General features: G+C 72.6%; 22 protein-coding genes. 10 read left to right on the top strand and 12 right to left on the bottom strand.

Annotated features, from left to right (window positions below):
* On the bottom strand, positions 1-548 hold a 548-nt coding region (locus RBJ77_RS59770; RefSeq protein ID WP_372352593.1), incomplete at its 3' end, for a patatin-like phospholipase family protein.
* A 124-nt stretch (positions 549-672) separates the two neighbouring features.
* Between RBJ77_RS59770 and RBJ77_RS59765 the strand changes: the two genes are divergently transcribed.
* A complete protein-coding gene (locus RBJ77_RS59765) occupies positions 673-1365 on the top strand; it encodes a TetR/AcrR family transcriptional regulator (protein ID WP_372352592.1) in 693 nt (230 codons plus the stop codon).
* Between the two features lie 171 nt (positions 1366-1536).
* On the opposite strand, the gene RBJ77_RS59760 is transcribed toward RBJ77_RS59765, so the two are convergent.
* Entirely contained in the window at positions 1537-2481 is a 945-nt protein-coding gene (locus tag RBJ77_RS59760) for a trans-aconitate 2-methyltransferase (protein WP_372352591.1), read from the bottom strand.
* Between the two features lie 147 nt (positions 2482-2628).
* On the opposite strand from RBJ77_RS59760, the gene RBJ77_RS59755 reads away from it, so the two are divergent.
* Positions 2629-3447 (top strand): phytanoyl-CoA dioxygenase family protein, encoded by an 819-nt coding sequence (locus RBJ77_RS59755; RefSeq protein WP_372352590.1) that lies wholly within the window; start codon positions 2629-2631, stop codon positions 3445-3447.
* On the opposite strand, the gene RBJ77_RS59750 is transcribed toward RBJ77_RS59755, so the two are convergent.
* Positions 3432-5168: a glycoside hydrolase family 6 protein gene (locus RBJ77_RS59750; RefSeq protein WP_372352589.1), complete on the bottom strand. Its 1737-nt coding sequence runs from the start codon at positions 5166-5168 to the stop codon at positions 3432-3434. The genes RBJ77_RS59755 and RBJ77_RS59750 overlap by 16 nt on opposite strands.
* Before the next feature lie 56 nt (positions 5169-5224).
* The gene (locus RBJ77_RS59745; RefSeq protein WP_372352588.1) at positions 5225-6733 is read right to left on the bottom strand and encodes a cellulose binding domain-containing protein; all 1509 of its coding nucleotides are present in this window, start codon (positions 6731-6733) and stop codon (positions 5225-5227) included.
* A gap of 243 nt (positions 6734-6976) precedes the next feature.
* On the opposite strand from RBJ77_RS59745, the gene RBJ77_RS59740 reads away from it, so the two are divergent.
* The 3 genes from RBJ77_RS59740 to RBJ77_RS59730 all read left to right on the top strand — a co-directional run bounded on the left by RBJ77_RS59740 (position 6977) and on the right by RBJ77_RS59730 (position 13076).
* Positions 6977-9880, top strand: a complete 2904-nt coding sequence (locus RBJ77_RS59740) for a glycoside hydrolase family 48 protein (RefSeq protein ID WP_372352587.1) — start codon at positions 6977-6979, stop codon at positions 9878-9880.
* Between the two features lie 111 nt (positions 9881-9991).
* On the top strand, positions 9992-12664 hold the full coding sequence (locus RBJ77_RS59735; RefSeq protein WP_372352586.1) for a cellulose binding domain-containing protein: 2673 nt from the start codon (positions 9992-9994) through the stop codon (positions 12662-12664).
* Between the two features lie 64 nt (positions 12665-12728).
* Positions 12729-13076 carry a hypothetical protein gene (locus tag RBJ77_RS59730; protein WP_372352585.1) on the top strand — a complete coding sequence of 116 codons (348 nt, stop codon included), beginning with the start codon at positions 12729-12731 and terminating at the stop codon, positions 13074-13076.
* Positions 13077-13085: 9 nt separating this feature from the next.
* On the opposite strand, the gene RBJ77_RS59725 is transcribed toward RBJ77_RS59730, so the two are convergent.
* Positions 13086-14957: a rhamnogalacturonan lyase gene (locus RBJ77_RS59725; RefSeq protein ID WP_372352584.1), complete on the bottom strand. Its 1872-nt coding sequence runs from the start codon at positions 14955-14957 to the stop codon at positions 13086-13088.
* 44 nt (positions 14958-15001) lie between these two features.
* The gene (locus RBJ77_RS59720) at positions 15002-15991 is read right to left on the bottom strand and encodes a helix-turn-helix transcriptional regulator (RefSeq protein WP_372352583.1); all 990 of its coding nucleotides are present in this window, start codon (positions 15989-15991) and stop codon (positions 15002-15004) included.
* A gap of 62 nt (positions 15992-16053) precedes the next feature.
* On the opposite strand from RBJ77_RS59720, the gene RBJ77_RS59715 reads away from it, so the two are divergent.
* The 3 genes from RBJ77_RS59715 (at position 16054) to RBJ77_RS59705 (ending at position 18091) form a co-directional block, all read left to right on the top strand.
* Positions 16054-16533 (top strand): hypothetical protein, encoded by a 480-nt coding sequence (locus RBJ77_RS59715; RefSeq protein ID WP_372352582.1) that lies wholly within the window; start codon positions 16054-16056, stop codon positions 16531-16533.
* A complete protein-coding gene (locus RBJ77_RS59710; RefSeq protein WP_372352581.1) occupies positions 16530-17015 on the top strand; it encodes a hypothetical protein in 486 nt (161 codons plus the stop codon). Before RBJ77_RS59715 ends, RBJ77_RS59710 begins: the two co-directional genes overlap by 4 nt.
* 92 nt (positions 17016-17107) lie before the next feature.
* Positions 17108-18091: an aldo/keto reductase gene (locus tag RBJ77_RS59705; protein ID WP_372352595.1), complete on the top strand. Its 984-nt coding sequence runs from the start codon at positions 17108-17110 to the stop codon at positions 18089-18091.
* Positions 18092-18099: 8 nt separating this feature from the next.
* Here RBJ77_RS59705 and RBJ77_RS59700 read toward each other — a convergent pair whose 3' ends face one another.
* The 3 genes from RBJ77_RS59700 to RBJ77_RS59690 all read right to left on the bottom strand — a co-directional run bounded on the left by RBJ77_RS59700 (position 18100) and on the right by RBJ77_RS59690 (position 19679).
* Positions 18100-18369 carry a hypothetical protein gene (locus RBJ77_RS59700; RefSeq protein ID WP_372352580.1) on the bottom strand — a complete coding sequence of 90 codons (270 nt, stop codon included), beginning with the start codon at positions 18367-18369 and terminating at the stop codon, positions 18100-18102.
* 200 nt (positions 18370-18569) lie between these two features.
* Positions 18570-19286, bottom strand: a complete 717-nt coding sequence (locus RBJ77_RS59695; RefSeq protein ID WP_372352579.1) for a class I SAM-dependent methyltransferase — start codon at positions 19284-19286, stop codon at positions 18570-18572.
* Positions 19287-19373: 87 nt separating this feature from the next.
* On the bottom strand, positions 19374-19679 hold the full coding sequence (locus RBJ77_RS59690; protein ID WP_372352578.1) for a 4a-hydroxytetrahydrobiopterin dehydratase: 306 nt from the start codon (positions 19677-19679) through the stop codon (positions 19374-19376).
* Between the two features lie 39 nt (positions 19680-19718).
* Between RBJ77_RS59690 and RBJ77_RS59685 the strand changes: the two genes are divergently transcribed.
* Entirely contained in the window at positions 19719-20522 is an 804-nt protein-coding gene (locus RBJ77_RS59685; protein ID WP_372352577.1) for a helix-turn-helix domain-containing protein, read from the top strand.
* Here RBJ77_RS59685 and RBJ77_RS59680 read toward each other — a convergent pair.
* The 3 genes from RBJ77_RS59680 to RBJ77_RS59670 form a co-directional block, all read right to left on the bottom strand.
* Positions 20504-20941, bottom strand: coding sequence for a hypothetical protein (locus RBJ77_RS59680; RefSeq protein ID WP_372352576.1), 438 nt, complete (start codon positions 20939-20941; stop codon positions 20504-20506). The genes RBJ77_RS59685 and RBJ77_RS59680 overlap by 19 nt on opposite strands.
* Positions 20942-21050: 109 nt before the next feature.
* A complete protein-coding gene (locus RBJ77_RS59675; protein WP_372352575.1) occupies positions 21051-21875 on the bottom strand; it encodes a phosphoenolpyruvate hydrolase family protein in 825 nt (274 codons plus the stop codon).
* Positions 21872-23098, bottom strand: a complete 1227-nt coding sequence (locus tag RBJ77_RS59670) for a Tm-1-like ATP-binding domain-containing protein (RefSeq protein ID WP_372352594.1) — start codon at positions 23096-23098, stop codon at positions 21872-21874. The genes RBJ77_RS59675 and RBJ77_RS59670 overlap by 4 nt, the downstream gene beginning before the upstream one ends.
* Before the next feature lie 154 nt (positions 23099-23252).
* Here RBJ77_RS59670 and RBJ77_RS59665 point away from each other — a divergent pair, with 154 nt between their 5' ends.
* Positions 23253-24671: a PLP-dependent aminotransferase family protein gene (locus tag RBJ77_RS59665; RefSeq protein ID WP_372352574.1), complete on the top strand. Its 1419-nt coding sequence runs from the start codon at positions 23253-23255 to the stop codon at positions 24669-24671.

Here is a 24671-nt window from a genome sequence, read left to right as displayed (position 1 = left end):
AGCCAGCGGCGCCGGGCCAGCGTGACGGGCGGCCACACCAGCGGGACGGCGCAACTGGCGGCGACCGCCTCGACGAGGCCGACCCCCGCCGCCCGGTCGAAGAGGGCCGTCTCCCCGGTCGCCGCGTCGACCGCCGCGATCCGCAGCGGGCGCCCGGGCCACTCCCGCACCCCGCGCAGCAGCGTGCGCACGGTGTCGAGCGCCTCGGCCTCCGGCACGGTCCGCGCCCGCAGCGCGGCACGGCCGAGGCGGCGTACGGAGCGGTCGGGGTCGCGGGAGCCGAGGGCCGCCCACAGGAAGCGCATGGTCTGGGAGAGCGTGACGCCGAGCTCCACCCGGTCGTCCTCGGCGAGTTGACGCTCGTACAGTGCGCGCGGCGACTCCCCGGCCGCCAGGCGTGCGCCGAAGATCGCGCCGGCCGAGGCTCCGACGACGATGTCGGCCCGGTCGAGGTCGATGCCCGCGTCCGTCAGTCCGGCGAGCACGCCGACCAGCCAGGCGCCGCCGACCGGTCCGCCGCCGCCGAGCACCAGTGCCGTTCCGTCCATGGACCGCCCCTTCCAGGGAAGCGGGGAGTACTCCCCGCTTCCCTGGTGGACGATAGCATCCTTACCGGGGAGCACTCCCCGGTAAGACCGGCCCGAGCGGCCGCGAAGGATGGCGGAGGACCTGATGACCACCGGGGAACAGGGCGCGACGGCCCCGCGCAGGCGCGACGCGCGCCGCAATCGGGAGCTGCTCGTCGAGGCGGCCCACGAGGTCTTCGTCGAGCAGGGCCTGGAGGCGCCGCTCGACGTCATCGCCCGCCGGGCCGGGGTCGGCAACGCGACGCTCTACCGGCACTTCCCCCACCGGGCCGCGCTCGTCGACGCGGTCTTCCGCGATCCGCTGGGCGGCACGATGGAGGCGGGCGAGCGGGCCCGGTCGGCGCCGGACGCCTGGACGGGTCTGACCGGCTATCTCGACGCCGTCTTCGCGGTGCTCGCCGCCGACCGCGCCGCGGGCGACCTCATGACGACGAACCTCCAGGGCGTCGACGCCCTGGAGGCCGTGCACGCGCACAACCGGCGCACGATGGAACTGCTGCTGGACCGCGGCCGGTCGGAGGGCACCGTCCGGCCCGACGTCACCGCGGAGGACGTCCTCTTCGCGCTGGCCGCGCTGGGGCGCGCGGTCCCGGCCCTCACGGCCGCGACCGCCCCGGACGCCTGGCGCCGCCCGCTGGCCCTGCTCCTCGCCGGACTGCGCGCGGCACCGGATCGGGACCCGCTCCCGGACCCCGCGCTCGACGCCGGTCAACTCCAGGCGGTACTGGGCGAGTTGGGACCGAATCTGGCGCCCGGCCCCGCCTCGCGGCGGCCCTAGGGCCTGTCGTCACACTCCCGTCGTCGCCCGAAGGGCGGCCCCGCGGCGTCTGGTGCGTGCGATCGCAAGGCGCCGGAAGGTCCTGGTAGCGGAGCTACCCGGGCCTTTCGGCAACACGGCGAGCGTGCGTGCCAGGCGCCGCGGGGCAAGACGGGAGTTTGACGACAGGCCCTAGCCCTTCACGGCCGTGTGCACCGTGTGCGCCGTCAGCAGGAACACGTCGTCGCGGCGGTGCAGGCTCTGCGGGTCGGCCGGGTCGAGGAGCCGGTCGAGGGTGGCGAGGTCCTCGGCGGACAGGTCGTCGGCGAACATCTCGCGGCGCCGCCCCCACAGCTCGACGACCAGCTCACGGCCCCCGGCCGACAGCGGCGCGGGCAGGTCGAGGAGGAACGTCCGGCTGGTCGCGGCGGTCAGGCCCGCGTCCGTCAGCAGGGCCGTCCAGTTCTCCGCGTCCTCCTTGGCCCCCGGCAGGGACGACCGCATCCCGGCGAACCAGTCCTCCTCGATCGCGTCGGCGCGGGCGTGCAGCCCGGGACGGCCGATGCCGAAGTCGCGGGGCAGGCTGCGCCAGGGCAGACCGCCCTCGACGAGCGCGAGGGTGCCGCCGGGGGCGAGCCGTCCGGCGAGCGCGGCGACGGCGGCCCGCTGGTCACCGACGTGGTGCAGGGAGCGGGCGGCCCAGATCAGGTCCGCGGACGGCAACGCGTCGATGTCGTCGGGGAGTTCGACCCGCAGCGTGCTGATCCGGTCGGCGAGGCCCTCCTCGGCGGCGCGCTCGGTGGCGCGGGCCAGCAGCGCCTCCTCCGGGTCGGCGGCGACGATCCGGGCCTCGGGGAAGGCCGCGGCCAGCTGGACCGAGACGGCCGCGGGGCCGCTGCCCGCGTCGACGATCAGGCCGGTGCCGCCGGCCCGCGCCGCGCGCAGCCAGCCGAGGGCCTCGGTGTACATGGGTGCGTAGACGGACGCGTTGCGCTCCAGGTGCGGAATCATGTCCGCCCAGTCCAGGTCGCTGTGGTCGTGGTGGTGCCCGTGCCCGCCGTGCCCGCCGTGCCCCTGCCCGCCGTGCCCGTGGCCGCCGTGTCCGTCGTGTCCGTGCTGGTCGTGGCCGTGTGCCATCGGTGTGCCCGCCGCCCTTCGCGTCCGTGTTCGGTGTCGTTCCAGGGTGCGTGGCGCTCCCCGTGCAGGCAAATCTTGTTGCCGCTTGAGCAAATCGGTGCGGAAAGTGTCGGGTGTCCCGGCGGCCGTCCTGACCACTCTGGGGGCATGGACGACACGACTCTGGTGGAGCGGTTCCTGCGGGACGGCTTCGTGAAGCTGACGGGCGCGGTCGCGCCGCGCGTCGCCGCGGACTGCGCGCGGCTGCTGTGGCGGGAGACGGGCTGCGACCCGGACGATCCGGCGACGTGGACGCGGCCCGTGCACTGGGTGGGCGGGCTCGCGCAGGGCCCGTTCGCCGCCGCGCCCAACTCCCCCGCGCTGCACCACGCGTACGACCTGCTGGTGGGTGCGGGACGCTGGGAGCGGATCTATTCGCTCGGCACCTTTCCGCTCCGCTTTCCGCACGAGGAGGAGCCGGACGACGCGGGCTGGCACATCGAGGGCAGCTACCAGCCGGAGGGCGAGACCTGGCCCTTCACCAACGTCCGCTCGCGGGACCGCGCGCTGCTGATGCTGTTCCTGTTCAGCGAGGTGGGCGAGGACGACGCCCCGACCCGGATCCGGGTCGGCTCGCACCTGGACGCGCCAAGGGTCCTGGAGCCGTACGGGGAGGAGGGGGCGAGCGGTCTGACGTTCGCCGCCGAACTGGACGCCGCCTCGGCGCACCGGCCGCTCGCGTACGCGACGGGCTCCCCCGGCGACGTCTTCCTGTGCCATCCGTTCCTGGTGCACGCCGCGCAGCCGCACCACGGGACCCGGCCCCGCTTCCTCGCGCAGCCGCCGCTGCTGCCGGCGGCGCCGTACGAGCTGGACCGGGCGGACGGCGCGTACTCACCCGTGGAGACGGCGATCCGCCGGGGCCTGGGGCTCGACGCCCCGGCCCCGGCGGACCTCCGCGTGGGAACCGGTCAGAGCGCCGGGTAGGCGTTCTTCATCAGTTCCTGGAACTGTGCGGAGAACCAGTGCCCGGACAGCGGCGCGTTCGGCAGCGCCCCGGACATGTGGTTGTTGTTGCGCGGGTTGCCCGTGTACGTCGGGTCGCACATGCCGTCGAAGCCCTTGCCCTCGTCATTGTCGATGGCGGTGCTCGAACCGTCGGACTCGCCCGGCGGCTTCATCCACACGTAGGCGTCGATGCCGGTGGCGGGGTTGGCCTGCGGCCGCTCACCGAGGCCGGCTCCGGACTGGTTGCACCAGTTGCCGAGGTGGATGCGGCGGTCGTAGCGGCCGCCGTCCACGTACGTGTCGACGTCCGTCGTGGCCCCGGGTCCGGTGGGCCTGGCCGTGCCGCCCCAGCCGTTGCGGGAGGTGTCGATCAGCATGCCGAGGTTCTGGTCGAAGCCGAGCGAGACGAGCTTGGTGCGCATGGCCTGGGCGTACGAGAGCTCGTCGGTGTAGCGGTTCCAGTCGACCCACTTCGACTCACGGACGGACTTGCCGCCGACCGAGTCGCCGATCGCGAAGTTGTCCTCCTTGAGGGCGCTGTAGTTGGCCGTGTTCACGATGAAGCCGTGGACGTCGGACAGCTGCGCGCCGTTGCTGGAGGCCGTGGTCTTGAACAGCTCGGCCGACGGGCCGAAGTTGTCGTCCCAGCCGAGCCAGCCGTGGTGGCCCGCGTCGATGTAGTTGTAGACGTTCGGGATGTCACCGAGCTTGTCCAGGGCGTAGCCGACGCCCTTCTGGTAGTTGCCGTTGGCCTTCATCACGTCGCAGTTGGGCGTGGCCGTGGGGCGTCCGCTGACGTTGGTGACGAGGTTGGGCAGCGAGTCGATCTCGATCGTGGTGACGATGCGCAGGCCCGCGTACTTGGAGTCGGCGAGGATCGCGGCGATCGGGTCGATGAAGTCGCTCTTGTACTTGTCGATGTCCGTCGGGCCGAGCTCGCCGTTGGAGGCGAGGGCGGCGCAGTCGCGGCCCGGCAGGTCGTAGACGACGAGCTGCACGACCTCTTCGCCGCTGCCCTTCTGGGCGAGCGCCGCGTCGAGGTGGTCGCGCAGGCCCATGCCGTCGCCGACGCCGTTGATCGCGGCGATGCGGTCCAGCCAGACGCCGGTGGGCTGGTCGGCGATGCGGCTGCCGCCGGTCTCGGCCCTGGCCTTGGCCGACCACTCCGGGTTCACGTACACCTTGGCGCCGGCGTACGGGTTGTCGACGCGGTCACCGGGGCCGGTCGGGTCCGTGGGGTCGGTCGGATCCGTGGGGTCGGTGGGGTCGGTGTCCTCGTTGCAGGTGACGCCGTTCAGCTTGAACGTGGCCGGCAGGGCGTTGCTGCCGCTGTAGGTGCCGTTGAAGCCGAACGAGGCGGAGCCGCCGGTGGCGAGGGCGCCGTTGTACGAGAGGTTCTTCGCGGTGACCGCGGTGCCCGACTGGGAGATGTCGGCGTTCCAGCCGCTGCTCACCTTCTGGTTGCCCGCGAAGGACCAGGTGAGGTTCCAACTGGTGGTCGCCGCTCCGTTGTTGGTGACGGTGACGGCGGTGGTGAAGCCGGTGTCCCACTGGTTCTGCACCTTGTAGTCCACGGTGCACGCGGCGGCCGCGGCACCGATGTCGGCCGGGATGGCCGCGGCGGTGCCCACGCAGGCGGCGCCGGTGAGGGCGAGGGTGGCGAGCACGGCGGTGCCGGCCCTGGTTCTGGTACGGCTCATGGTGTGGGGTGTCCCTTTCGGTCCTGTTTCGTTGCGCACGGACGGGCTTGGCAGGCTCATTCGCCGACGGCTTGCAAGTGGTCGCGCAGGCCGACCCCGAACGCGGTCGGCGTGCCGTCGTAGTCGCTGATCAGCGAGGGACCCGAGGAGCAGTCCCAGGTGTTCCAGGTCCAGCCGAGGTACGAGAGCTTCCGGTCGTCGAACCACTTCATGACGCGGTCGATGAACCCGTGGGAGCAGGTGTTCTCGCCGATCTCCCCCGCGATCAGGGGGACCTGGGCCGCGACGGGGGCGAGCTGTTCGTCCCAGCAGCTCTCACTGGCGCAGCTGTTGAAGTTGTAGACGTGGTACGCGGCGGCGATGTTGCCGGCCGGATCGGCCGGCTGGTGCTGCAGCCACTGCCGCAGGTCGTTGGAGTAGGCGAGACCGCCGGCCAGGATCAGGTTCCCGGCCCCGCTGGTGCGGATCGCGTCGACGAGGTCCTGCATGCCGGCGACTTCGTAGCCGATGCCGGGGCAGGTCCCGCCGTCCTTCCAACAGGCCCACGCCTCGGTCAGGTTGGAGGTGGCGCGGTCCGGATACGGTTCGTTGAACAGGTCGAAGACGACGGTCGGGTCGTCCTTGTAGGCGGTGGCGACCGACGACCAGAAGGCGGGCGTGTACTGGGCGTCCGGCATCGGCTTCTGGCAGGTGGCGTGCACGTCGGAGCAGCCCGCCGAGTTCCCGGTGTACTGGCCGTAGGACCAGTGCAGTTCGAGGATCGGCGTCATGCCGTGCGCCTTGACCTTGGTCACCAGGTCCTTGATGGCGGACTGGTAGTTGGCACCTCCGTACTCGGGTTTGATGTTGGACAGGCCGAGCCAGCACTCCTCGTTGAGCGGGATGCGGACGGCGTTCGCCTTCCAGTCGGCGATCGCCTTCACCGACGCGTCGTCGACCGGGCCGTCGAAGATCCCGTAGCCCTGGACGCACATGAACTCGCCGCCGGAGCGGTTCACGCCGAGGATGCGCCGGGTGGCGCCGTCGGCGTCGACCAGCTTGTTCCCGGACGCCTTCAGGGCCGGGGCGGTGCCGTCACCGGGATCCGTCGGATCGGTCGGGTCCGTGGGGTCCGTCGGGTCGGTGATGTCGGTGTTGCAGGTGGTGCCGTTCAGCTTGAAGGTCTTGGGCACGGTGTTGGCGCCGGACCAGGATCCGACGAACCCGGCCGAGACGCTCGCACCGGTCGCGAGCGTGCCGTTCCAGGACTCGTTGGCCGCGGTCACGCCGGCGCCGGACTGGGACCACTTGGCGCTCCAGCCCTGGGTGACCTCCTGCCCGTCGGCGAAGTCGAAGGACAGGCTCCAACTGTCCTTCGCCGCACCGTTGTTGGTGACCTTCACGGCAGCCTGGAAGCCGCTGTCCCACTGCGACGTGACGGAGTACTCCACGGCGCAGGCGGGGGCGGCCGCCGATGCGGTGCCGGTCAGGGGTACGAGCGTGGCCGCGGTGACGGCACACGCCACGAGGGAGGCGCGTAACGCAGAGAGAACGTGCTGCGGGGGGTGGTGCGGGGGGTGTCGCATGAGCGACTCCTTGCAGCTCTGGCGAGCCGGCCCGGGGCCGGCACGTCGACTGATGGAATCGCTCCCACTGGTTGCTGGTGGACTGTAGAGAAGGAACTGCCGTCAAGCAACAGACGAGTTCAGAATTTCCACTGTCGAATTAATTCGACTCTTCAAGCCTCTTGACCCTCATTTTCCTCGTCCCCATCCTTGGGAGCGCTCCCACTGGTTCACAGGTTGTTCGAGCCGCAAGGAGGACCCCCCATGCCCAGAAGACCGGCCCGGCGGTTGTGGACCGCTGTGGCGGCCGCCCTGGCACTACCGCTCGCCACGCTCGCCGCTCTGCCAACCACCGCTCAGGCAGCGGCAGTTGAGTGCAGCGTCGACTACAAGACCAACGACTGGGGCTCCGGCTTCACGGCCGACCTGACGATCACCAACCGCGGCTCCGCGGCGATCGACGGCTGGACCCTCACCTACGCGTACAGCGGTGACCAGAAACTCACCAATGGCTGGAGCGGCACCTGGTCGCAGTCCGGCAAGAACATCACCGTGAAGGACGCCGGATACAACGGAAAGATCGCGGCGGGCGCCGCCACGTCGACCGGTGCGCAATTCACTTACAGTGGCTCGAATTCAGCGCCCACGAATTTCGCGATCAACGGAACGACCTGCGCGGGCGCCCATCAGCCGCCGGTCACCGTGCTCACCTCGCCCAAGGCCGGCGCGGTCTACTCGGCCGGTGACGTGGTGCCGCTCGCGGCGACCGCGGCCGCCGCCGACGGGGCCACCGTCGACAAGGTCGAGTTCTACGACGACACGACGCTCCTCGGCACGGACACGACGTCCCCGTACGAGCTGGGCACGGACGACCTGACGGCCGGCACGCACTCGCTGTACGCGAAGGCGTACGACAGCCAGGGCGCGTCCGGCGAGTCGACCCCGGTCGGCATCACGGTCGCCACCGGCCCCGCCGTGGTCGCGACTCCGTCCCAACTCGGCGTCCAGCAGGGCAAGTCGGGGACCTTCGACGTCAAACTGTCGACGCAGCCCAGCGCGAACGTCACGGTCGGCACGGCCCGCGCGAGCGGCAACACCGGCCTGTCGGTGTCGTCCGGCGCGAGCCTCACCTTCACGCCGTCGAACTGGAACACGGCGCAGAAGGTGACGGTGGCCGCCGACTCCGCCGGCACCGGCGCGGCGACCTTCGCGGTCACGGCCCCCGGACACGCCAAGGCCGAGGTCGTCGTCACCCAGCTCGCGGCGGGCAAGGAGTACGACACCCGCTTCCTCGACCTCTACGGGAAGATCACCGACCCGGCGAACGGCTACTTCTCGCCGGAGGGCATCCCGTACCACTCGGTCGAGACGCTGATCGTCGAGGCGCCCGACCACGGCCACGAGACGACGTCGGAGGCGTACTCGTACCTCCTGTGGCTCCAGGCCATGTACGGGAAGGTGAGCGGCGACTGGTCCAAGTTCAACGGGGCCTGGGAGATCATGGAGAAGTACATGATCCCCACGCACGCGGACCAGCCGACGAACTCCTTCTACAACGCCTCCAAGCCCGCGACGTACGCCCCCGAGCACGACCTTCCGTCGCAGTACCCGGCGAAGCTCGACGGGTCGGTGTCCGTCGGCAGCGACCCGATCGCGGCCGAGCTGAAGAGCGCGTACGGCACGGACGACGTGTACGGCATGCACTGGCTGCAGGACGTCGACAACGTCTACGGCTACGGCAACGAGCCCGGCAAGTGCGAGGCGGGCCCGTCCGCGACCGGCCCTTCCTACATCAACACGTTCCAGCGCGGCGCGCAGGAGTCGGTGTGGGAGACGGTGCCGCAGCCGACCTGCGACGCCTTCAAGTACGGCGGCACGAACGGGTACCTGGACCTGTTCACCGGTGACTCCTCGTACGCCAAGCAGTGGAAGTTCACCAACGCCCCGGACGCCGACGCGCGGGCCGTGCAGGCCGCGTACTGGGCGGACATCTGGGCCAAGGAGCAGGGCAAGGGCTCCCAGGTCTCCTCGACCGTCGGCAAGGCGGCGAAGATGGGCGACTACCTCCGGTACTCGATGTACGACAAGTACTTCAAGAAGGTCGGCAACTGCGTGGGCGCGAGCAGCTGCCCGGCCGGCACCGGCAAGGACGCCTCCCACTACCTGATGTCCTGGTACTACGCGTGGGGCGGCGCCACCGACACCTCGGCGGGCTGGGCCTGGCGCATCGGTTCGAGCCACACGCACGGCGGCTACCAGAACCCGCTCGCCGCGTACGCGCTCTCCTCGTACGCGGACCTGAAGCCCAAGTCGGCCACGGGACAGGCCGATTGGGCCAAGTCGCTCGACCGGCAGCTGGAGTTCTACCGCTGGCTGCAGTCGGACGAGGGCGCCATCGCGGGCGGCGCGACCAACAGCTGGGGCGGCAGCTACGGCACCCCGCCGTCCGGTACGCCGACGTTCTACGGCATGTTCTACGACGAGGCGCCGGTCTACCACGACCCGCCGTCGAACCAGTGGTTCGGCTTCCAGGCGTGGTCGATGGAGCGCGTCGCCGAGTACTACCAGCAGACGGGTGACGCCGACGCGAAGGCGGTCCTGGACAAGTGGGTCGACTGGGCCCTGTCCAAGACGACGGTCAACCCCGACGGCTCCTTCCAGATCCCCTCCACCCTCCAGTGGTCGGGCAAGCCGGACACCTGGAACGCGTCGAGTCCCGGCGCCAACTCGGGACTTCACGTCACGGTCGCCGACTACACGAACGACGTGGGCGTGGCGGCGGCGTACGCCAAGACGCTGACGTACTACGCGGCCAAGTCCGGTGACGCGCAGGCCAAGTCGACGGCGAAGGCGCTGCTCGACGGCATGTGGCAGAACGACCAGGACGCGCTCGGCATCGCGGTGCCCGAGACGCGGACCGACTACAGCCGCTTCGGCGACACGGTGTACGTGCCGTCCGGCTGGACCGGCACCATGCCGAACGGCGACAAGATCGACTCCTCGTCGACCTTCGCCTCGCTCCGGTCCTTCTACAAGGACGACCCCAACTGGTCCAAGATCGAGGCCTACTTGGCGGGCGGCGCGGCGCCGACGTTCACGTACCACCGGTTCTGGGCCCAGGCGGACATCGCGCTCGCCATGGGCTCGTACGCGGAGCTGCTCGAGTAACGCCCCGCCCAGAGGCGGCTCCGCGCACCGCGGGCCGGCCGGACCTCCTCCCCGAGGTCCGGTCGGCCCGCTCCCCTGCCCCCATGCTCCGACCCACCCCCGGGAACCCGTATGCGAAGACCACGCACCCGGCTGCTCACCGCGGCCGTACTCGCCCTGGCCGCAGGCCTTCTGACGCATTCTCAGGCAGCGCAGGCGGATCGGCCCGCCGATCCGCCGGCCGCACGGATCGCCGCCGACACGTACACCTGGAAGAACGCGCGCATCGACGGCGGCGGCTTCGTCCCCGGCATCGTCTTCAACCGCACCGAGAAGAACCTCGCCTACGCCCGCACCGACATCGGCGGCGCCTACCGCTGGGAACAGGACACCAAGTCCTGGACGCCGCTGCTCGACTCGGTCGGCTGGGACGACTGGGGCCACACGGGCGTCGCGTCCCTCGCCACGGACTCCGTCGACCCGGACCGGGTGTACGCGGCCGTCGGCACGTACACGAACGACTGGGACCCGGGCAGGGGCGCGGTCCTGCGCTCGGCCGACCGCGGCGCGACCTGGCAGAAGACGGACCTCCCGTTCAAGCTCGGCGGCAACATGCCGGGACGCGGCATGGGCGAGCGCCTCGCGATCGACCCGCACGACAACAAGGTCCTGTATCTGGCCGCGCCCAGCGGCAAGGGCCTGTGGCGCTCCACGGACGCGGGCGTGACGTGGTCGCAGGTGGCGTCCTTCCCCAACCCGGGGAACTACGCGCAGGACCCGTCCGACACGTCCGGCTACGCCTCCGACAACCAGGGCGTGGTGTCCGTGACGTTCGACGAGTCGAGCGGGACGGGGACGGACCGCACGAAGACGATCTACGTCGGCGTCGCGGACAAGGAGAACCCGCTGTACCGCTCGACGGACGCGGGCGCGACGTGGCAGCGGGTGGCGGGCCAGCCCACCGGCTACCTCCCCCACAAGAGCGTCCTCGACGCCGAGAACGGCTACCTCTACGTCGCGTACAGCGACACCGGCGGACCGTACGACGGCGGCAAGGGCGAGGTCTGGCGGTACACGACGGGGACGGGCGAGTGGAAGGACGTCAGCCCGGTCGCGGCGGCGGACACCTACTACGGCTACAGCGGTCTGACGGTCGACCGGCAGCACCCCGGCACGGTCATGGTCTCCGGGTACAGCTCCTGGTGGCCGGACACGCTGATCTTCCGCTCGACGGACAGCGGCGGCACGTGGACGAAGGCGTGGGACTACTCGTCGTACCCGAACCGGGTGAACCGCTACACGATGGACGTGTCCTCCGCGCCCTGGCTGACCTGGGGCGCGAATCCGTCGCCGCCCGAGCAGTCGCCGAAGCTGGGCTGGATGACGGAGGCGCTGGAGATCGACCCGTTCGACTCGGACCGGATGATGTACGGGACGGGCGCGACGATCTACGGCACGCAGGACCTGGGCAAGTGGGACACGGGCGGCACCTTCACCATCACCCCGATGGTGAGGGGACTGGAGGAGACGGCGGTCAACGACCTGGCGTCGCCGCCCTCGGGTGCCCCGCTCCTGTCGGCCCTCGGCGACATCGGCGGCTTCCGCCACACGGACCTGACGAAGGTCCCGCCGATGATGTTCACGTCACCGAACTTCACGTCGTCGACGAGCCTGGACTTCGCGGAGGACAAGCCCGACGTGGTGGTCCGCGCGGGGAACGTCGACTCGGGCGCGCACGTCGCCCTCTCGAACGACAACGGCGCCAACTGGTACGCGGCGGGCGCCGATCCGGCGGGCGTGACGGGCGGCGGCACGGTCGCGGCCTCGGCGGACGGCGGCCGGTTCGTGTGGAGCCCGGACGGCGCGGGCGTCCAGACGGGCACGGGGTCCTCGTGGACGGCGTCGAGCGGGGTTCCCGCGGGCGCGGTGGTGGAGTCGGACCGGGCGGACGCGAACGTCTTCTACGCCTTCAAGTCCGGTACGTTCTACGCGAGTTCGGACGGCGGCGCGACGTTCACGGCGAAGGCATCGTCGGGTCTTCCGGCGGACGGCCCGGTCCGCTTCAAGGCGGTGCCGGGGGCCGAGGGCGACATCTGGCTGGCGGGCGGCTCCACGCAGGGCGCGTACGGCCTGTGGCACTCGACGGACGGCGGCGCCACGTTCACCCGGCTGTCGAGCGTCGACCAGGCGGACACGATCGGCTTCGGCAAGGCCGCGCCCGGGGCCACGTACCCGACGCTCTACGCGAGCGCGAAGATCGGCGGCGTCCGCGGCATCTTCCGCTCGACGGACGCGGGCACGTCCTGGACCCGCATCAACGACGACGCCCACCAGTGGGGCTGGACGGGCGCGGCGATCACGGGTGACCCACGCGTCTACGGCCGGGTGTACGTGTCGACGAACGGCCGCGGCGTCGTCTACGGCGACACGGCCGGCACCACGGACCCCGACCCCGGCCCCGACCCGGGTGACGGCGGTGACGCCGCCTGCACGGTCGCGTACAAGATCACGAACGAGTGGCCGGGCGGCTTCCAGGCGGACGTGACCCTCACCAACACGGCCACGGCGCCCTGGGACGGCTGGACCCTCGGCTGGTCCTTCGACGACGCGGCCCAGAAGGTCACCCAGGCCTGGAACGCCGAGGTGACCCAGACGGGCACGAAGGTCACGGCCCGGAACGTGGGCTGGAACGGGAAGGTGGCCCCGGGCAGCGCGGTGACCTTCGGCTTCACCGGGGACCGGGCGACGGCGAACGGAAAGCCGGGGGCGTTCACGCTGGCCGGAAAGACCTGCACGGTCGTCTGACGGCGGGCGTCGGGAGTCCACGGGCGTCACGTCACGACGGTGTGCGCGCCCGTAGGCTCCACGCATGACGGACAGCGAGTTCGGTACGCACTTCGACGGCCGTGGCCGGGTGGAGATACTTCCCGGGCTGGTCACGGCCGCCGAGCGGCAACGCATCGAGGAGACGGGCCACGCGTTCGGCTACCGCCTGGCGGCGGCCGACAGCCTCGGCCGCCGGGGCGTCCGCCTCCTCTTCGAGCGGGACGACGGCCCGGTGGCACGGCGCCGGGCCGAGCTGACGGTGGCCAGGCTACGGGCGGGCGGCCCCCTGCTCCCGGTGGTGGACGCGCCTCCCCCGCCGCCCCCACCACCGCCGCCGGTCGCGCCGCCACCGCCCGCCCGGCCGCCGCGTCCCGGCCACGGTCCTCGGTGAGGGTGGTGCCTACGGCGTCGTGATCACCGGTCGCGGCGCCGTCGGCATCTTGTTGCCGATGAAGAAGCTCGGGTGCGGCGGCTGGTTGTAGGCCGTGTTCTGCCAGGCGAGGCCCGTGCGGTACATCGTGTCGTGGAGGAGCGTCGTGATGCGTGTGCTCGTTTCGAGCGGGGTCGAGTAGATGCGCAGGGCCGTGTTGTTCGACGTGGGCCAGACGACCTCCTCGCGCCAGTCGCCGAGGATGTCGCCGGAGAGGGCCGGGGTGGCCTTCGTCCCGTTGTTGGAGTGGACGTCCGAGCCCGTGAGGAGGCGGGTGTCGGAGGACGTGCCGTACTTGTCGATGTGGGTGCCGTCGAGGAGTTCGCGGGTGGTGTCGCCGTCCCACCAGGAGAGGAAGTTGACGGAGGACGGCTCGCGGCCCTTGGTCGCGCCGGCCTCGTCGCGGATCGACGTGTCGGACGCCGACCAGACCTCCGCGCCGTCGTTGCCCGCGTAGACGTCGCCGGCGACGCCGCGCCCGTTGTCGCAGCACGCGGCGAGCTTCCACCTCACCGTGCCGGTCGCCGGGTCGATGTACAGCTCGGCGGGCTGGGACGTGGACTCGGAGACCTTGAAGTACTCCAGGCCGGCGGTCGACGGGTCGAGGTCGCCGAGGTGCTGCGCGTCGCCGTGGCCGGTCTTCGTCGTCCACAGGCCGTTGCCGTTGTCGTCGACGGCCATCGCGCCGTAGACGATCTCGTCCTTGCCGTCCCGGTCGACGTCACCGACCGACAGGGAGTGCGAGCCCTGGCCGTCGTAGCCCTTGCCGCTGTTGGTCGAGGAGTTGGTGTCGAAGGTCCAGCGGCGGGTGAACTTCCCGTCGCGCCAGTCCCACGCGGCGATCACGGTCCGCGTGTAGTAGCCGCGCGCCTCGATGAGCGAGGGGCGGGAGCCGTCCAGGTAGGCGGTGCCCGCGAGGAAGCGGTCGACGCGGTTGCCGTACGAGTCGCCCCAGGACGAGACCGTGCCGCGCGCGGGGACGTAGTCGACGGTGCCCATGGCCGCGCCCGACTGGCCGTTGAACATGGTGAGGAACTCGGGGCCGGACAGGACGTAGCCGCTGGAATTGCGGTAGTCGGCGGACGAGCTGCCGATCACCTTGCCCTGGCCGTCCGTCGTGCCGTCGGCCGTCTTCATGGCGACCTCGGCCTTGCCGTCGCCGTCGTAGTCGTACACCTGGAACTGGGTGTAGTGGGCTCCGGAGCGGATGTTGCGGCCGAGGTCGACGCGCCACAGGCGGGTGCCGTCGAGCTTGACCGCGTCGACGATCGTGTTGCCGGTGTAGCCGGACTGGGAGTTGTCCTTGGCGTTCGTGGGCTGCCACTTGAGGACGAACTCGAGGACGCCGTCGCCGTCGAGATCGCCGACCGACGCGTCGTTCGCCTCGTAGGTGTAGGCGACGCCGTCGGGTGTGGTGCCGCCCGCGGGCGGGCTGATCGGTACGTCCTTGTAGCCGGCCCGGAACTGGATCGCGTGCGGCGAGTCCGGCTGCTCGGTGCCGTTCACGATCGCCCGGACCGTGTAGTCGGCGGAGCTGGGCGCGTCGGCGTGGAAGAAGTTCGTGGAGCCGGTGACCGGCGTCGAGTTGACCTTCGTGCCGGCGCGGTAGACGTTGAAGGAGACGTTGTCCGGGTCGGTGCCGAGCCAGCGCCAGGTGATCAGGTTCCCGGCGTCGGTGTGCACGCTGACCAGGCCGCGGTCGAGCTTCTCGGCCTGCCGCGCGGTGGCCGCCGAGGCGTCCTCGCCGGGCAGGAAGGTGAGCCCGGTGACGGCGAGGGCGGCGGCCGTGGTGGTGGCGAGGAACAGCCTGCGGCGTCTGCGGTGCGGGCGGGGTCGGGGCATCGGGGCTCCTGGGGGTGAGGAACGTGCGAGTGCGTTACGTTCCGTCAGTTGCCGCCGTGCGCCGATGCGTTGCCGTCCGTGTACAGCTTTGCGAGCGCTGTCGCCGTCGCCGCGATCCGGTCCCGCAGCTCCGCCGGTTCGATGACCTCGATGTCCGCGCCGAGCCGGAGGAACGCGTCGTGCGCGTGCCCGACCGACTCGATCGGGACGCGGGCGCGGGTCCAGCCGTCGGGTTCCGCGCGTCCGGTGTCCTGCGCGGCGCGGGCGGCGGCCGCGTCGAGGCGGTCGGCGGCGCCCGGCGCGAGGCGGACGAGGGCCTCGCCGGTGTGCAGCCGCCGGTGGAAGTCCTCCTGGTACGCCGTCCAGTAGGCGGCCAGGTCGAAGCCCTCGGAGACCGTGAACTCCTCGTCGGTGGGCCGGAGTTCGAGGATCTGGTCGACGCGGTAGGCGCGCGGGCCGCCGGTGCCCGCGGACGCCACGACGTACCAGCGGCCCGCCTTGAGCACGAGTCCGTACGGCTCCAGCCGCCGCTCCACGTCGGTCGGTTCGCGCCAGCGCCGGTACGTGACCCGGACCGCGCGGCGGTCCCACACGGCGGCCGCGACGGCCGGCAGGTGATCGGCCCGGTCCTCGTCCGCGTACCAGCCCGGCGCGTCGAGGTGGAAGCGGGAGCTGATCCGGTCGGCGTGGGCGCGCAGCTCGGCGGGCAGCGCGGCCCGCACCTTCAGCTGCGCCGCCGCGAGCACCGGGCCGAGCCCCAGGTCGGCGGCCGGCCCCGGGGCGCCCGCGAGGAAGAGGGCCTCGGCCTCGTCGCGGGTCAGTCCGGTCAGCCGGGTGCGGTAGCCGTCGAGGAGCCGGTACCCGCCGGCGTGCCCCGCGTCGCCGTACAGCGGGACGCCGGCGGCCTGCAGCGCCTCGACGTCGCGGTACACGGTCCGTACCGACACCTCCAGCTCGGCGGCGAGCCGGGCGGCGGTCATCGGGCCCCCGGTCTGCAGCAGGAGCAGGATCGAGAGCAGTCGGCTGGACTTCACGGGAACATCCTCGGCAGCTTCACTGACACAGGATGTCAGTGGAGCGGTCCTACTGTCCCGTCATGGCCTTCGAAGAGAAACTGCTGACGGTGCCGTCGCCCCTGGAGGTGGCGGGCCGCCGCATCAAGCGCTACCACGTGACCTCCGACCCGGCGGGCATCGCACCGGACGTGGCCGAGGCGGCGTACGCGGTCCTGCCCGAACTGCTGCCGGATCCTGACGGCACCCCGCCCGCCACGTTCGTCGTGCTGCACCGGGGCGGCGACAGCGGCGCGTACCTGAACGCGTACAGCTGGGTGTGGGACAACGTGCTGCACTTCCGGGGCGCCGCCGCGGGACAGCCGGCGCTCGGCTGCCCGGACACCGACCCCACCCGCTTCGTCCTGCCGGACAAGCCGTGGATCGGCTGCGTGTGGGAGCTGCCGCCGATCCTGCACGAACGCGACGCCTGGGTCCGGCACATGCTGGCGGCCGAGCGGGCCGACCTCGACGCGTACATCAACGACACGCTGCCCGCGGGCACCACTGGAGGACGGGCATGAGCACCGCACACGACTTCGACTTCTTCTTCGGCGACTGGGACGTGGCCCACCGCCGCCGGCTCGACTTCCTCGATCCGGCGAGCGGCTGGGAGGAGTTCGGGGCGACGAGCCACTGCTGGAGCCTGTTCGGCGGGGCCGCGAACATCGACGAGCTGTACGTGCCCGAGCAGGGCTGGACCGCGCTGACGCTGCGCCTGTTCGACCCGGAGACCCGGCAGTGGTCGCTGAACTGGGCGACCGAGCGCACGGGACGGCTCTTCCCGCCGACGATCGGGGCGTTCGGCCCTGACGGGCGCGGCGTGTTCCACGGCGACGACACGCACGACGGCAAGGACGTGCGGGTGCGGTTCGTCTGGTCCGGGATCAGCGCGACGACCGCCCACTGGGAGCAGGCGTTCTCGCTCGACGGCGGGGACACCTGGCTGACGAACTGGTCGATGGCGTTCACCCGGCGCGCCGGGGATCCGGGCGGACGTCCTTGACTTCGCGTGCACTTCAACGCGTTGACTCCTGATCCGAAGCCCGGCGCGCACACGGCGGCCGGGCCCGGCGAGGGGGGACCCGTATGACCCGCATGAAGTACCGCACCATCGGCGGCGATCCGGCGACGCGCCGCGAGGTGAGCGTGCTGAGCCTGGGCGCCATGCTGTTCGGCACGGCCACCGACGAGAAGACGGCGTTCGCGGTCCTCGACCGGTACGTGGAGGCCGGCGGCACGTTCGTCGACACGTCGGACAACTACGCGTACTGGTTCACCGGCAGCGTCGGCGGCGAGAGCGAGACGGTGCTCGGCAACTGGCGGCGCAGCCGCGGCATCGGCGACGAGGTCGTCGTCGCCACGAAGCTGGGCGCGGCGCCGCTGGCGCCCGGGACCGGGTACGTGGACAACGCGGAGGGGCTGTCCGCGGCGGCGATCCGCTCCGCGATCGAGGGCAGCAAGGCGCGGCTCGGCGTCGAGCGGCTCGACGTCCTGTACGCGCACATCCCCGACCCGAAGGTCGAACTCGCCGAGACCGTAAGGGAGTTCGGGGCGCTCGTGCGGGAGGGGCAGGTCGGTCTGCTCGGGGTCTCCAACCACTGGGCGTGGCAGGTGGAACGGGCCCGTGCGATCGCCCGGGCCGAGGGGCTCGCCGGGTACGAGGTGCTCCAGTACCAGCACAGCTATCTGCGCCACCGCACCGATCTGCCCAGCCAGCTGTCGCCGGACGGCGAGCTCGGCACGGCCGACGGCAACCTGCTCAGCATGGTGCGGGCCGAGCCCGACCTCGCGCTCGTCGCGTACTCGCCGCTGCTGAGCGGGGGTTACGTACGGGACGACAAGCCGCTGGGCGCCGGGCACGACCACGGCAGCAGGGACGCGCGGCTCGCGGCGCTGCGGGAGGTCGCGAAGTCGTCCGGGGGGACGGTCAACCAGGTCGTCCTCGCCTGGATGATGGGCGCGGACGTCCCGGCGATCCCGCTGGTGGGGGCGTCGTCCGTGGCGCAGATCGAGGAGAGCCTGGGGGCCGTGGAGCTGGAGCTGACGGCGGACGAGCGGGCGCGGCTCGACGCCGTCTAGGTCCTTCTTCAGGCTCCCGTCAGGAACGGCGCCAGGGTGGCCGCGGTCCCCGCGCAGCCGAGGTAGTTCTTGGCGTGGTGGAAGCCGAACAGCGGGTGCACCGTGTCGGTGAGGTCGAGGTCGAGTCCGTCGAAGGCCGCGGCGAGACCGGGCGGCACCGCCACCGGGTCACCGGGGTCCGCGATGTTCACCCAGCGCGCGGCGCCGGGCGGGCGGACGCCCCGCGGCGGGGCGGGCGCGCCGGCCCATTCCGTGAGCCGGGCGATCTCGGGCGGCACGTCGTCGGGGAGGGCGACCGGCGGGCCCAGGTCCGGAGGGTGAGGGACACCCCCAGGGCGAGCACGGCGCAGCGCCGGTCCTGCGGCGGGTGCGGTCCGTCCTCGGCGGGTGTGGTCGATCGGTCGAGCACGGTGGTCGCGGCCCTCCCCACTCTCCCGTACCGCGGACTGCTCCGACCCTAGGTGAAGGGGGGCCGCGCTCACCGGCGGTCGGCGGAAAAGGCCAGGATCCGGTACGTCGGATCGGGGCGCGGGACCTCCGGCTCCGGCAGCGCCTCCAGGGCCCGCGCCAGTGCCTCGCCGCCCGTCGCGTACATCCGTCCCGCCCGTACGTCCGCCGCCACCCGGCGCGGTGTCCGCCCCTGGCCGTGGCCCACGAACGCGGCCTCGCCGGACCGGCGCAGGCCGTGGGCGGCGGCGAGGGACGTGACGAGAGCGGTCGCGTCCGCGGGGCGGCCGCCGCGGTGCCGGGCGACCAGCGCGCAGAGGTCGCTGCCGACGTGGTGGGCGGCGGCCTTGTCGACCGTGGTGACGAAGACGCCGCCGGGGCGCAGGACCCGGGCGGCCTCGGCGACGACGGGTGCCGCGTCGTCGAGGAGGTGCAGCAGCCAGACGGCCGTCACCGCGTCGAACGTGCCGTCTGCGAACGGGAGTTGACGGGTGTCGGCGCGGGCCACCGCGCCGTCGAGGCGGGGCGCGGCCGCGCGGAGCATGCCGTCGGCCAGGTCGACGCCGAAGGGGCGCAGGCCGGAGCGGGTCAGGCGGCGGGTGACGATGCCGGTGCCGCAGGCCAGGTCGAGGAGGGTGCGGGTGCCGGCCGGCAGCAGACCGAGGATCGCGTCGGCCGCGGCCCGCGCACGGGGTTCCCCGCCGCGGGTCTCGTCGTAGCGTGCGGCTTCCTGGTCGTAGTCGAGCACGGCCGGACGGTATCAGGGGGTCATCAGGCGGGGACGGGATCAGGAGGGGACGGGATCAGGTGGGCGGTCGGGTTCAGGGGGTGTGGCTCAGACCGCGCCGTGGCCGGCGGCCAACTCCTCGACCCTGCGGGCGAGTTCGAAGTCCTTCGCGGTCACGGCGCCGCCCGCGTCGTGCGTGTTCACCGCCAGGGCGACGGTGTTGTAGCCGAGCGTGAGGTCCGAGTGGTGGTTGAGGGCCTCCTGGGTCTGCGCGACGTGCACGACCAGGGCGGTCGCCGCGAAGTGGTTGTCGAGGCGGTAACTGCGGGTGATCCGGTCGCCGTCGAGTGACCAGCCGGGCAGTTCGGCGAGGCGGTCCTCGATCTCCTTCTGGGAGAGCGGTTCTGTAGGCATGCCTCCAGCGTGCCACCACGACCGGGTTACGGTCTCCTCATGACAACTGCGGCGCGCAAGAACACGTCGGAAGTGGGCCGTCTGCTGCGCGGCTGGCGGGAGCGGCGGCGGATCAGCCAGCTGGACCTGGCGCTGCGCGCGGACTCGTCGGCGCGGCACATCAGCTTCGTGGAGACGGGCCGCTCGCGCCCCAGCGAGGAGCTGATCCTGCGGCTCGCGGACCATCTGGACGTGCCGATGCGGGAGCGCAACGCCCTGCTGCTGGCCGCGGGATACGCGCCGCGGTACACGGAGACACCGCTCGACGACCCCTCGCTGGGCGCGCTGCGCGAGGGCCTGGAGCGGCTGCTGCGCGGCTACGAGCCGTATCCGGCGCTGATCGTCGACGCGACGTACAACGTGATCGCCGCGAACCGGGGCATCACGATGCTGATGGAGTCGCTGCCCGAGCACCTGCTGGCGCCGCCGCTGAACGCGATGCGGCTGACCCTGCACCCGGAGGGCCTGGCCCCGCGGATCCGGAACCTGCGCGAGTGGCGCGGGCACCTGCTGGCCCAGATGGAGCGGCAGATCGCGCTGGCCCGTTCGGACGCGCTGCGGGCGGTGTACGACGAGGTCGCCGCGTACCCCGTCCCGGAGGGCAGCGGGGAGGAGCCGGCCGAGCCGGTCCCGTACTTCGCGCTGCCGATGGTCGTCGAGCACGACGGGCACGTGCTGTCGTTCGTGTCGTCCATCTCGACGTTCAACACGCCGATGGACGTGACCGTCGCCGAGCTGGCCGTCGAGACGCTCCTCCCGGCCGACCCGGCGACGGTCAAGTACCTTCAGTCCGCGATGGGTTGAGTGCGGCTCGCGCGCAGCGCGGTGTGCTGGAGGGCTGCGAAGCCGCCCACCGTCACGGCCTGCAGCGGGACCCACACCGCGCCCGCGGTGCTCGGCTCCAGCCAGGCGAACAGGGCGATCAGGCTGAGCGCCGTCCAGGTGAGGTTCACCTCGACGACCGCGCGCACCGCGAGGACCGGCGGCCGGGTGCGCGCGGCGAGGGCCCCGACGGCGACGCCGTACGCGACGAGGCCCACGCCGAGCCCGAGCAGCAGGCCCGCGTCGATGCCGAGGAAGCGGCCGAGCGGTCCGGACGCGGCGACGTACGCGAGGCCGTTGCCCGTGGTGACGACGGAGTCGAGGGCGAGGAAGCGGCGCAGCCACATCCGGCCCTGAACTGCCGTGCCCAGCATGGTGGTCGAGGTCGTGGTGGCGGACATGTGGATCACCCTCCGTCGGCTCGGTGCGGATCCTTGCGGATCTCTGTCGTGCTGTTGCCACCACCCTGCCCGGGGCCGTCGGGCCGGTCGATTACGCCGGAGGTAATGGTCAGCCGAGCGTCAGCCCCTTGAACGCCTCGGTCTGCGCGACGATCGCCCGTTCCGTGGGCAGCCGCTCGACGGACGAGGCGCCGAAGAAGCCGACGACGCCGGTGGTGCGGTCGAGGACGTACTGGGCGTCCTCGGGTTCGGCGATGGGGCCGCCGTGGCAGAGGACGAGCACGTCCGGGTTGACGCGCTTCGCGGCGTCCTGCATCTCCTGCACGGCGGTGGCTGCCTGATCGAGCGTCAGGGCGGTGCCCGCGCCGATCGCGCCCTTCGTGGTCAGTCCGACGTGCGGGACGAGGACGTCGGCGCCCGCGCGCGCCATGTCGGCGGCCTGCCCGGGGTCGAAGACGTAGGGCGCGGTGAGCAGGTCGCGGGCGTGCGCGGCGGCCACCATGTCGACCTCCAGGCCGTACCCCATGCCGGTCTCCTCCAGGTTGACGCGGAACGTGCCGTCGTAGAGGCCGACCGTCGGGAAGTTCTGCACGCCCGCGAAGCCCATCGCCTTGAGCTGGTCGAGGAAGAGGTCCATGCGGCGGAAGGGGTCGGTGCCGCAGACCCCGGCGAGCACCGGGGTGTCCCGGACGACGGGCAGCACCTCGCGGGCCATGTCGACGACGATGGCGTTGGCGTCGCCGTACGGGAGGAGCCCGGCGAGCGAGCCGCGGCCGGCCATCCGGTAGCGGCCGGAGTTGTAGATGATGAGCAGGTCGACGCCGCCCGCCTCGGCGCACTTGGCGGAGAGCCCGGTGCCCGCGCCCGCGCCCACGACGGGGCGGCCCGCGGCGACCTGGGCGTGGAGTCGGGCGAGGGCTTCCTTGCGGTTCATGACGTGGCTCCCTGGGTGGTGATCAGTGCGTGCAGCCGGTCGGCCATGGCGACGGCGAACGCCGGGTCGTTGATGTGGGCGTCGATCTCGTGGAGGCGGACTCCGGTGCGCCGTACGGCCTCCAGCGCGGCGGCGTCGGCCTCCGTGTCCTCGAACGGGCCGTCCGCCACGTCGACCGCGGAGACGCCGCGCAGGGGCCAGAACACCTCGGCGGGGCCGGTCGCGGCGGCCGTCTTGCGGCCCAACTCGGCGCCCAGGTCCCGCATTTCGGCGGGGGTGGTGCGCATCAGGGTGACGGTCGGGTTGTGCACGAGGAGGCGGCGGTCGGCGAACCGGGCCGGGACGGTGGACTCCGGGCCGAAGTTGACCATGTCGAGCGCGCCCGGCGCGACGACCTGCGGCACGCCCGCGGCCCCGGCGGCGGTGAGCCGGTCGGGCCCCGCGCTGAGCACGCCGCCCACGCGTTCGTCGGCGAGTTCGGTCGTCGTCAGGTCGAGGACTCCGTCGAGCATGCCGTCGGCGGCGAGCTTCTCGACGGCCCGGCCGCCGGCGCCGGTGGCGTGGAACACGAGGACCTCGTAACCGAGTTCGGCGAGCCGGGCCCGCGCCGCGTCGACCGCCGGGGTGGTCACGCCGAACATGGTCGCGGCGACGACCCTGCGCCCGGTGCCGCCCGTGTCGGCCTTCTCGAACCGGGCGGCCATCCCCGCCGCGGCGGCGGCCGCGTTGCCGAGGACGAGCCGGGAGACGGCGTTGATGCCGGCGATGTCGACGACGCTGTACATGAGGGTGACGTCGCTGCTCCCCACGTACGGGGCGACGTCACCGCCCGCCATCGTGCTGACCAGGACCTTCGGCACGCCGATCGGCAGCGCCCGCATGGCCTGCGCGGCGATCGCCGAACCGCCGCTGCCGGCGGCCGCGAGCACGGCGTGCAGCCGCCCCTCCCGGTGCAGTGCGGCCACGGTCAGGGCCGCGCCCTCGGCCATCGCGGCGACGGCGGCGCCCCGGTCCCCGGCCGTCCGCAGCGCGGTCAGATCGTGTCCCGCGGTCCGGGCCACGACATCGGCCGGCACGTCGGCGGCGGGTGCGTCACCGGGTGGCGCGTGCACCCCGACGTCGACGAGCAGCACGTCGCAGCCCTGTTCCCGCAGCCGCTCGCGCAGCCATCCGTACTCCGCGCCCTTCGTGTCCAGCGTCCCGACGAGCACCACGGTCGCCATCGCCCGCTCACACCCCTTCGCGTCCGGTTCGTGTCCGGCGTTCTCGTTCGCCACTGCGCCGATCCTGCGCCCGTCCCCGCCGTCCGACAACGACCAGTGGGGCGGGATTGGCCTGCGGTGCCGCGGACGGCGCGGGTGAGTGAAGATGTTCGGTATGAGCCGAATCGCCGCACCCCGTCTGTCCCGTCTGCTGACGGGGTGGGCGGCGGACGGCGGCGGCGCCCTGCCGGCCCGGCTCGCGGCGGCGCTCGCGGACCTCGCCGAGCGCGGCGACGTGCCGGCGGGGACGGTGCTGCCCTCGCAGCGGGAGCTGGCGGCGGTGCTCGGGGTGAGCCGGTCCACGGTGACGGCGGCGTACGCGCTCCTGGAGTCCGACGGGCGGCTGGAGAGCCGGCGGGGTTCCGGGTCGCGGCTGCGCGGTGCGGGCGCGCTCGACCGGCACGTCGGCGAGGGCCGGCTGGCGAGCTTCGACACCCGGACCGCGCCGGTCGACCTGTCGAGCGGTGCGCTGCCGGGGCTGCGGGTGGTGACGGAGGCGTTCGGCGAGCTCGGCCCCGCCGACCTGGCCGGCCCGCTGCGCACCGACGGCTACCACCCGCACGGGCTGCCGAAGCTGCGCGAGGGCATCGCCGCGTACTACCGGGCGGCGGGGCTGCCCACCCGGGCCGAGCAGATCCTCGTCACGACGGGCTCGCAGCAGGCGGTCTGGCTGATCGCGCAGGCCCTCGTCGACCCCGGTGACACGGTCGTCGTGGAGAACCCGACGTACCGGGGCGCCCTGGAGGCGCTGCGGGCGCGCGGCGCACGGATCGTGCCGGTGGGCGGCGACCGTCCCGGCGCGGGCCGGGCCGGTGCGGACGTGGCGGCCCTGCGCGCGCTGCTGGGCACGAGCGTGCGCCCCCGGCTCGTCTACCTCCAGCCGTCCGTGCACAATCCGACGGGCCGCACCCTCGACAGCGCGGCCCGCGGCGCGTGGACGTCGGTGCTCGCGGACCACGGGCTGACGTCGGTCGAGGACAGCTCCTGCGCCGAGCTGACCCTGTCGGACGGCGCCCCGCCGGGACCGCTGCCGTCCTCCGACTTCACGATCGGCACGTTCTCGAAGCTGTTCTGGGGCGGGCTGCGCATCGGCTGGATCCGGGCCTCGGCGCCCGCGGTGGCCCGGCTCGCCGGCCTCAAGAAGGCGGTGGACCTGGCCTGCCCGGTCCTCGAACAACTGGTGGCGGTCCGGCTCCTGGCCCGGCTCCCCGAGGCCAGGGCCGAGCGCCGCGCCGCCCTGCGCGACGGGCTGGCCACGGCCGAGGAGGTGCTGCGCGAGCGGGCCCCCGACTGGGAGTGGGACCGTCCCGCGGGCGGCCCCGCCCTGTGGGTCCGGGTCCCCGGCGCGGACACCGAGTCCCTGGCCCAGCAGGCCAGACGCCGCGGCGTGGCGGTGGTCCCCGGCTCCGCGTTCTCGGCGGTGGACGGGTTCAGGGACCGGGTGCGGCTGCCGTTCGCGCATGACCGTGCGGTGCTGGCGGGCGCGGTCGAGGTGCTGCGCGGCATCGCGGCGCACGGCCCGCGGCCGGCATGA

This window comes from Streptomyces sp. KL116D, assembly GCF_030766975.1.
Taxonomy (GTDB): Bacteria; Actinomycetota; Actinomycetes; order Streptomycetales; family Streptomycetaceae; genus Streptomyces; species Streptomyces longispororuber_A.
Note: the sequence above shows the minus strand (reverse complement) of the source record. Positions and strands in the feature narration are given on the sequence as shown.

What these genes read in the sequence shown, in the direction of transcription:
- RBJ77_RS59730 (WP_372352585.1), top strand. Translation starts at nt 12,729, where the DNA reads ATGACGGACAGCGAGTTCGGTACGCACTTCGACGGCCGTGGCCGGGTG.
- RBJ77_RS59680 (WP_372352576.1), bottom strand. Translation starts at nt 20,941, where the DNA reads ATGTCCGCCACCACGACCTCGACCACCATGCTGGGCACGGCAGTTCAG.
- RBJ77_RS59725 (WP_372352584.1), bottom strand. Translation starts at nt 14,957, where the DNA reads ATGCCCCGACCCCGCCCGCACCGCAGACGCCGCAGGCTGTTCCTCGCC.
- RBJ77_RS59715 (WP_372352582.1), top strand. Translation starts at nt 16,054, where the DNA reads ATGGCCTTCGAAGAGAAACTGCTGACGGTGCCGTCGCCCCTGGAGGTG.
- RBJ77_RS59705 (WP_372352595.1), top strand. Translation starts at nt 17,108, where the DNA reads ATGAAGTACCGCACCATCGGCGGCGATCCGGCGACGCGCCGCGAGGTG.
- RBJ77_RS59765 (WP_372352592.1), top strand. Translation starts at nt 673, where the DNA reads ATGACCACCGGGGAACAGGGCGCGACGGCCCCGCGCAGGCGCGACGCG.
- RBJ77_RS59735 (WP_372352586.1), top strand. Translation starts at nt 9,992, where the DNA reads ATGCGAAGACCACGCACCCGGCTGCTCACCGCGGCCGTACTCGCCCTG.
- RBJ77_RS59710 (WP_372352581.1), top strand. Translation starts at nt 16,530, where the DNA reads ATGAGCACCGCACACGACTTCGACTTCTTCTTCGGCGACTGGGACGTG.
- RBJ77_RS59675 (WP_372352575.1), bottom strand. Translation starts at nt 21,875, where the DNA reads ATGAACCGCAAGGAAGCCCTCGCCCGACTCCACGCCCAGGTCGCCGCG.
- RBJ77_RS59760 (WP_372352591.1), bottom strand. Translation starts at nt 2,481, where the DNA reads ATGGCACACGGCCACGACCAGCACGGACACGACGGACACGGCGGCCAC.
- RBJ77_RS59685 (WP_372352577.1), top strand. Translation starts at nt 19,719, where the DNA reads ATGACAACTGCGGCGCGCAAGAACACGTCGGAAGTGGGCCGTCTGCTG.
- RBJ77_RS59745 (WP_372352588.1), bottom strand. Translation starts at nt 6,733, where the DNA reads ATGCGACACCCCCCGCACCACCCCCCGCAGCACGTTCTCTCTGCGTTA.
- RBJ77_RS59755 (WP_372352590.1), top strand. Translation starts at nt 2,629, where the DNA reads ATGGACGACACGACTCTGGTGGAGCGGTTCCTGCGGGACGGCTTCGTG.
- RBJ77_RS59665 (WP_372352574.1), top strand. Translation starts at nt 23,253, where the DNA reads ATGAGCCGAATCGCCGCACCCCGTCTGTCCCGTCTGCTGACGGGGTGG.
- RBJ77_RS59670 (WP_372352594.1), bottom strand. Translation starts at nt 23,098, where the DNA reads ATGGCGACCGTGGTGCTCGTCGGGACGCTGGACACGAAGGGCGCGGAG.
- RBJ77_RS59690 (WP_372352578.1), bottom strand. Translation starts at nt 19,679, where the DNA reads ATGCCTACAGAACCGCTCTCCCAGAAGGAGATCGAGGACCGCCTCGCC.
- RBJ77_RS59750 (WP_372352589.1), bottom strand. Translation starts at nt 5,168, where the DNA reads ATGAGCCGTACCAGAACCAGGGCCGGCACCGCCGTGCTCGCCACCCTC.
- RBJ77_RS59740 (WP_372352587.1), top strand. Translation starts at nt 6,977, where the DNA reads ATGCCCAGAAGACCGGCCCGGCGGTTGTGGACCGCTGTGGCGGCCGCC.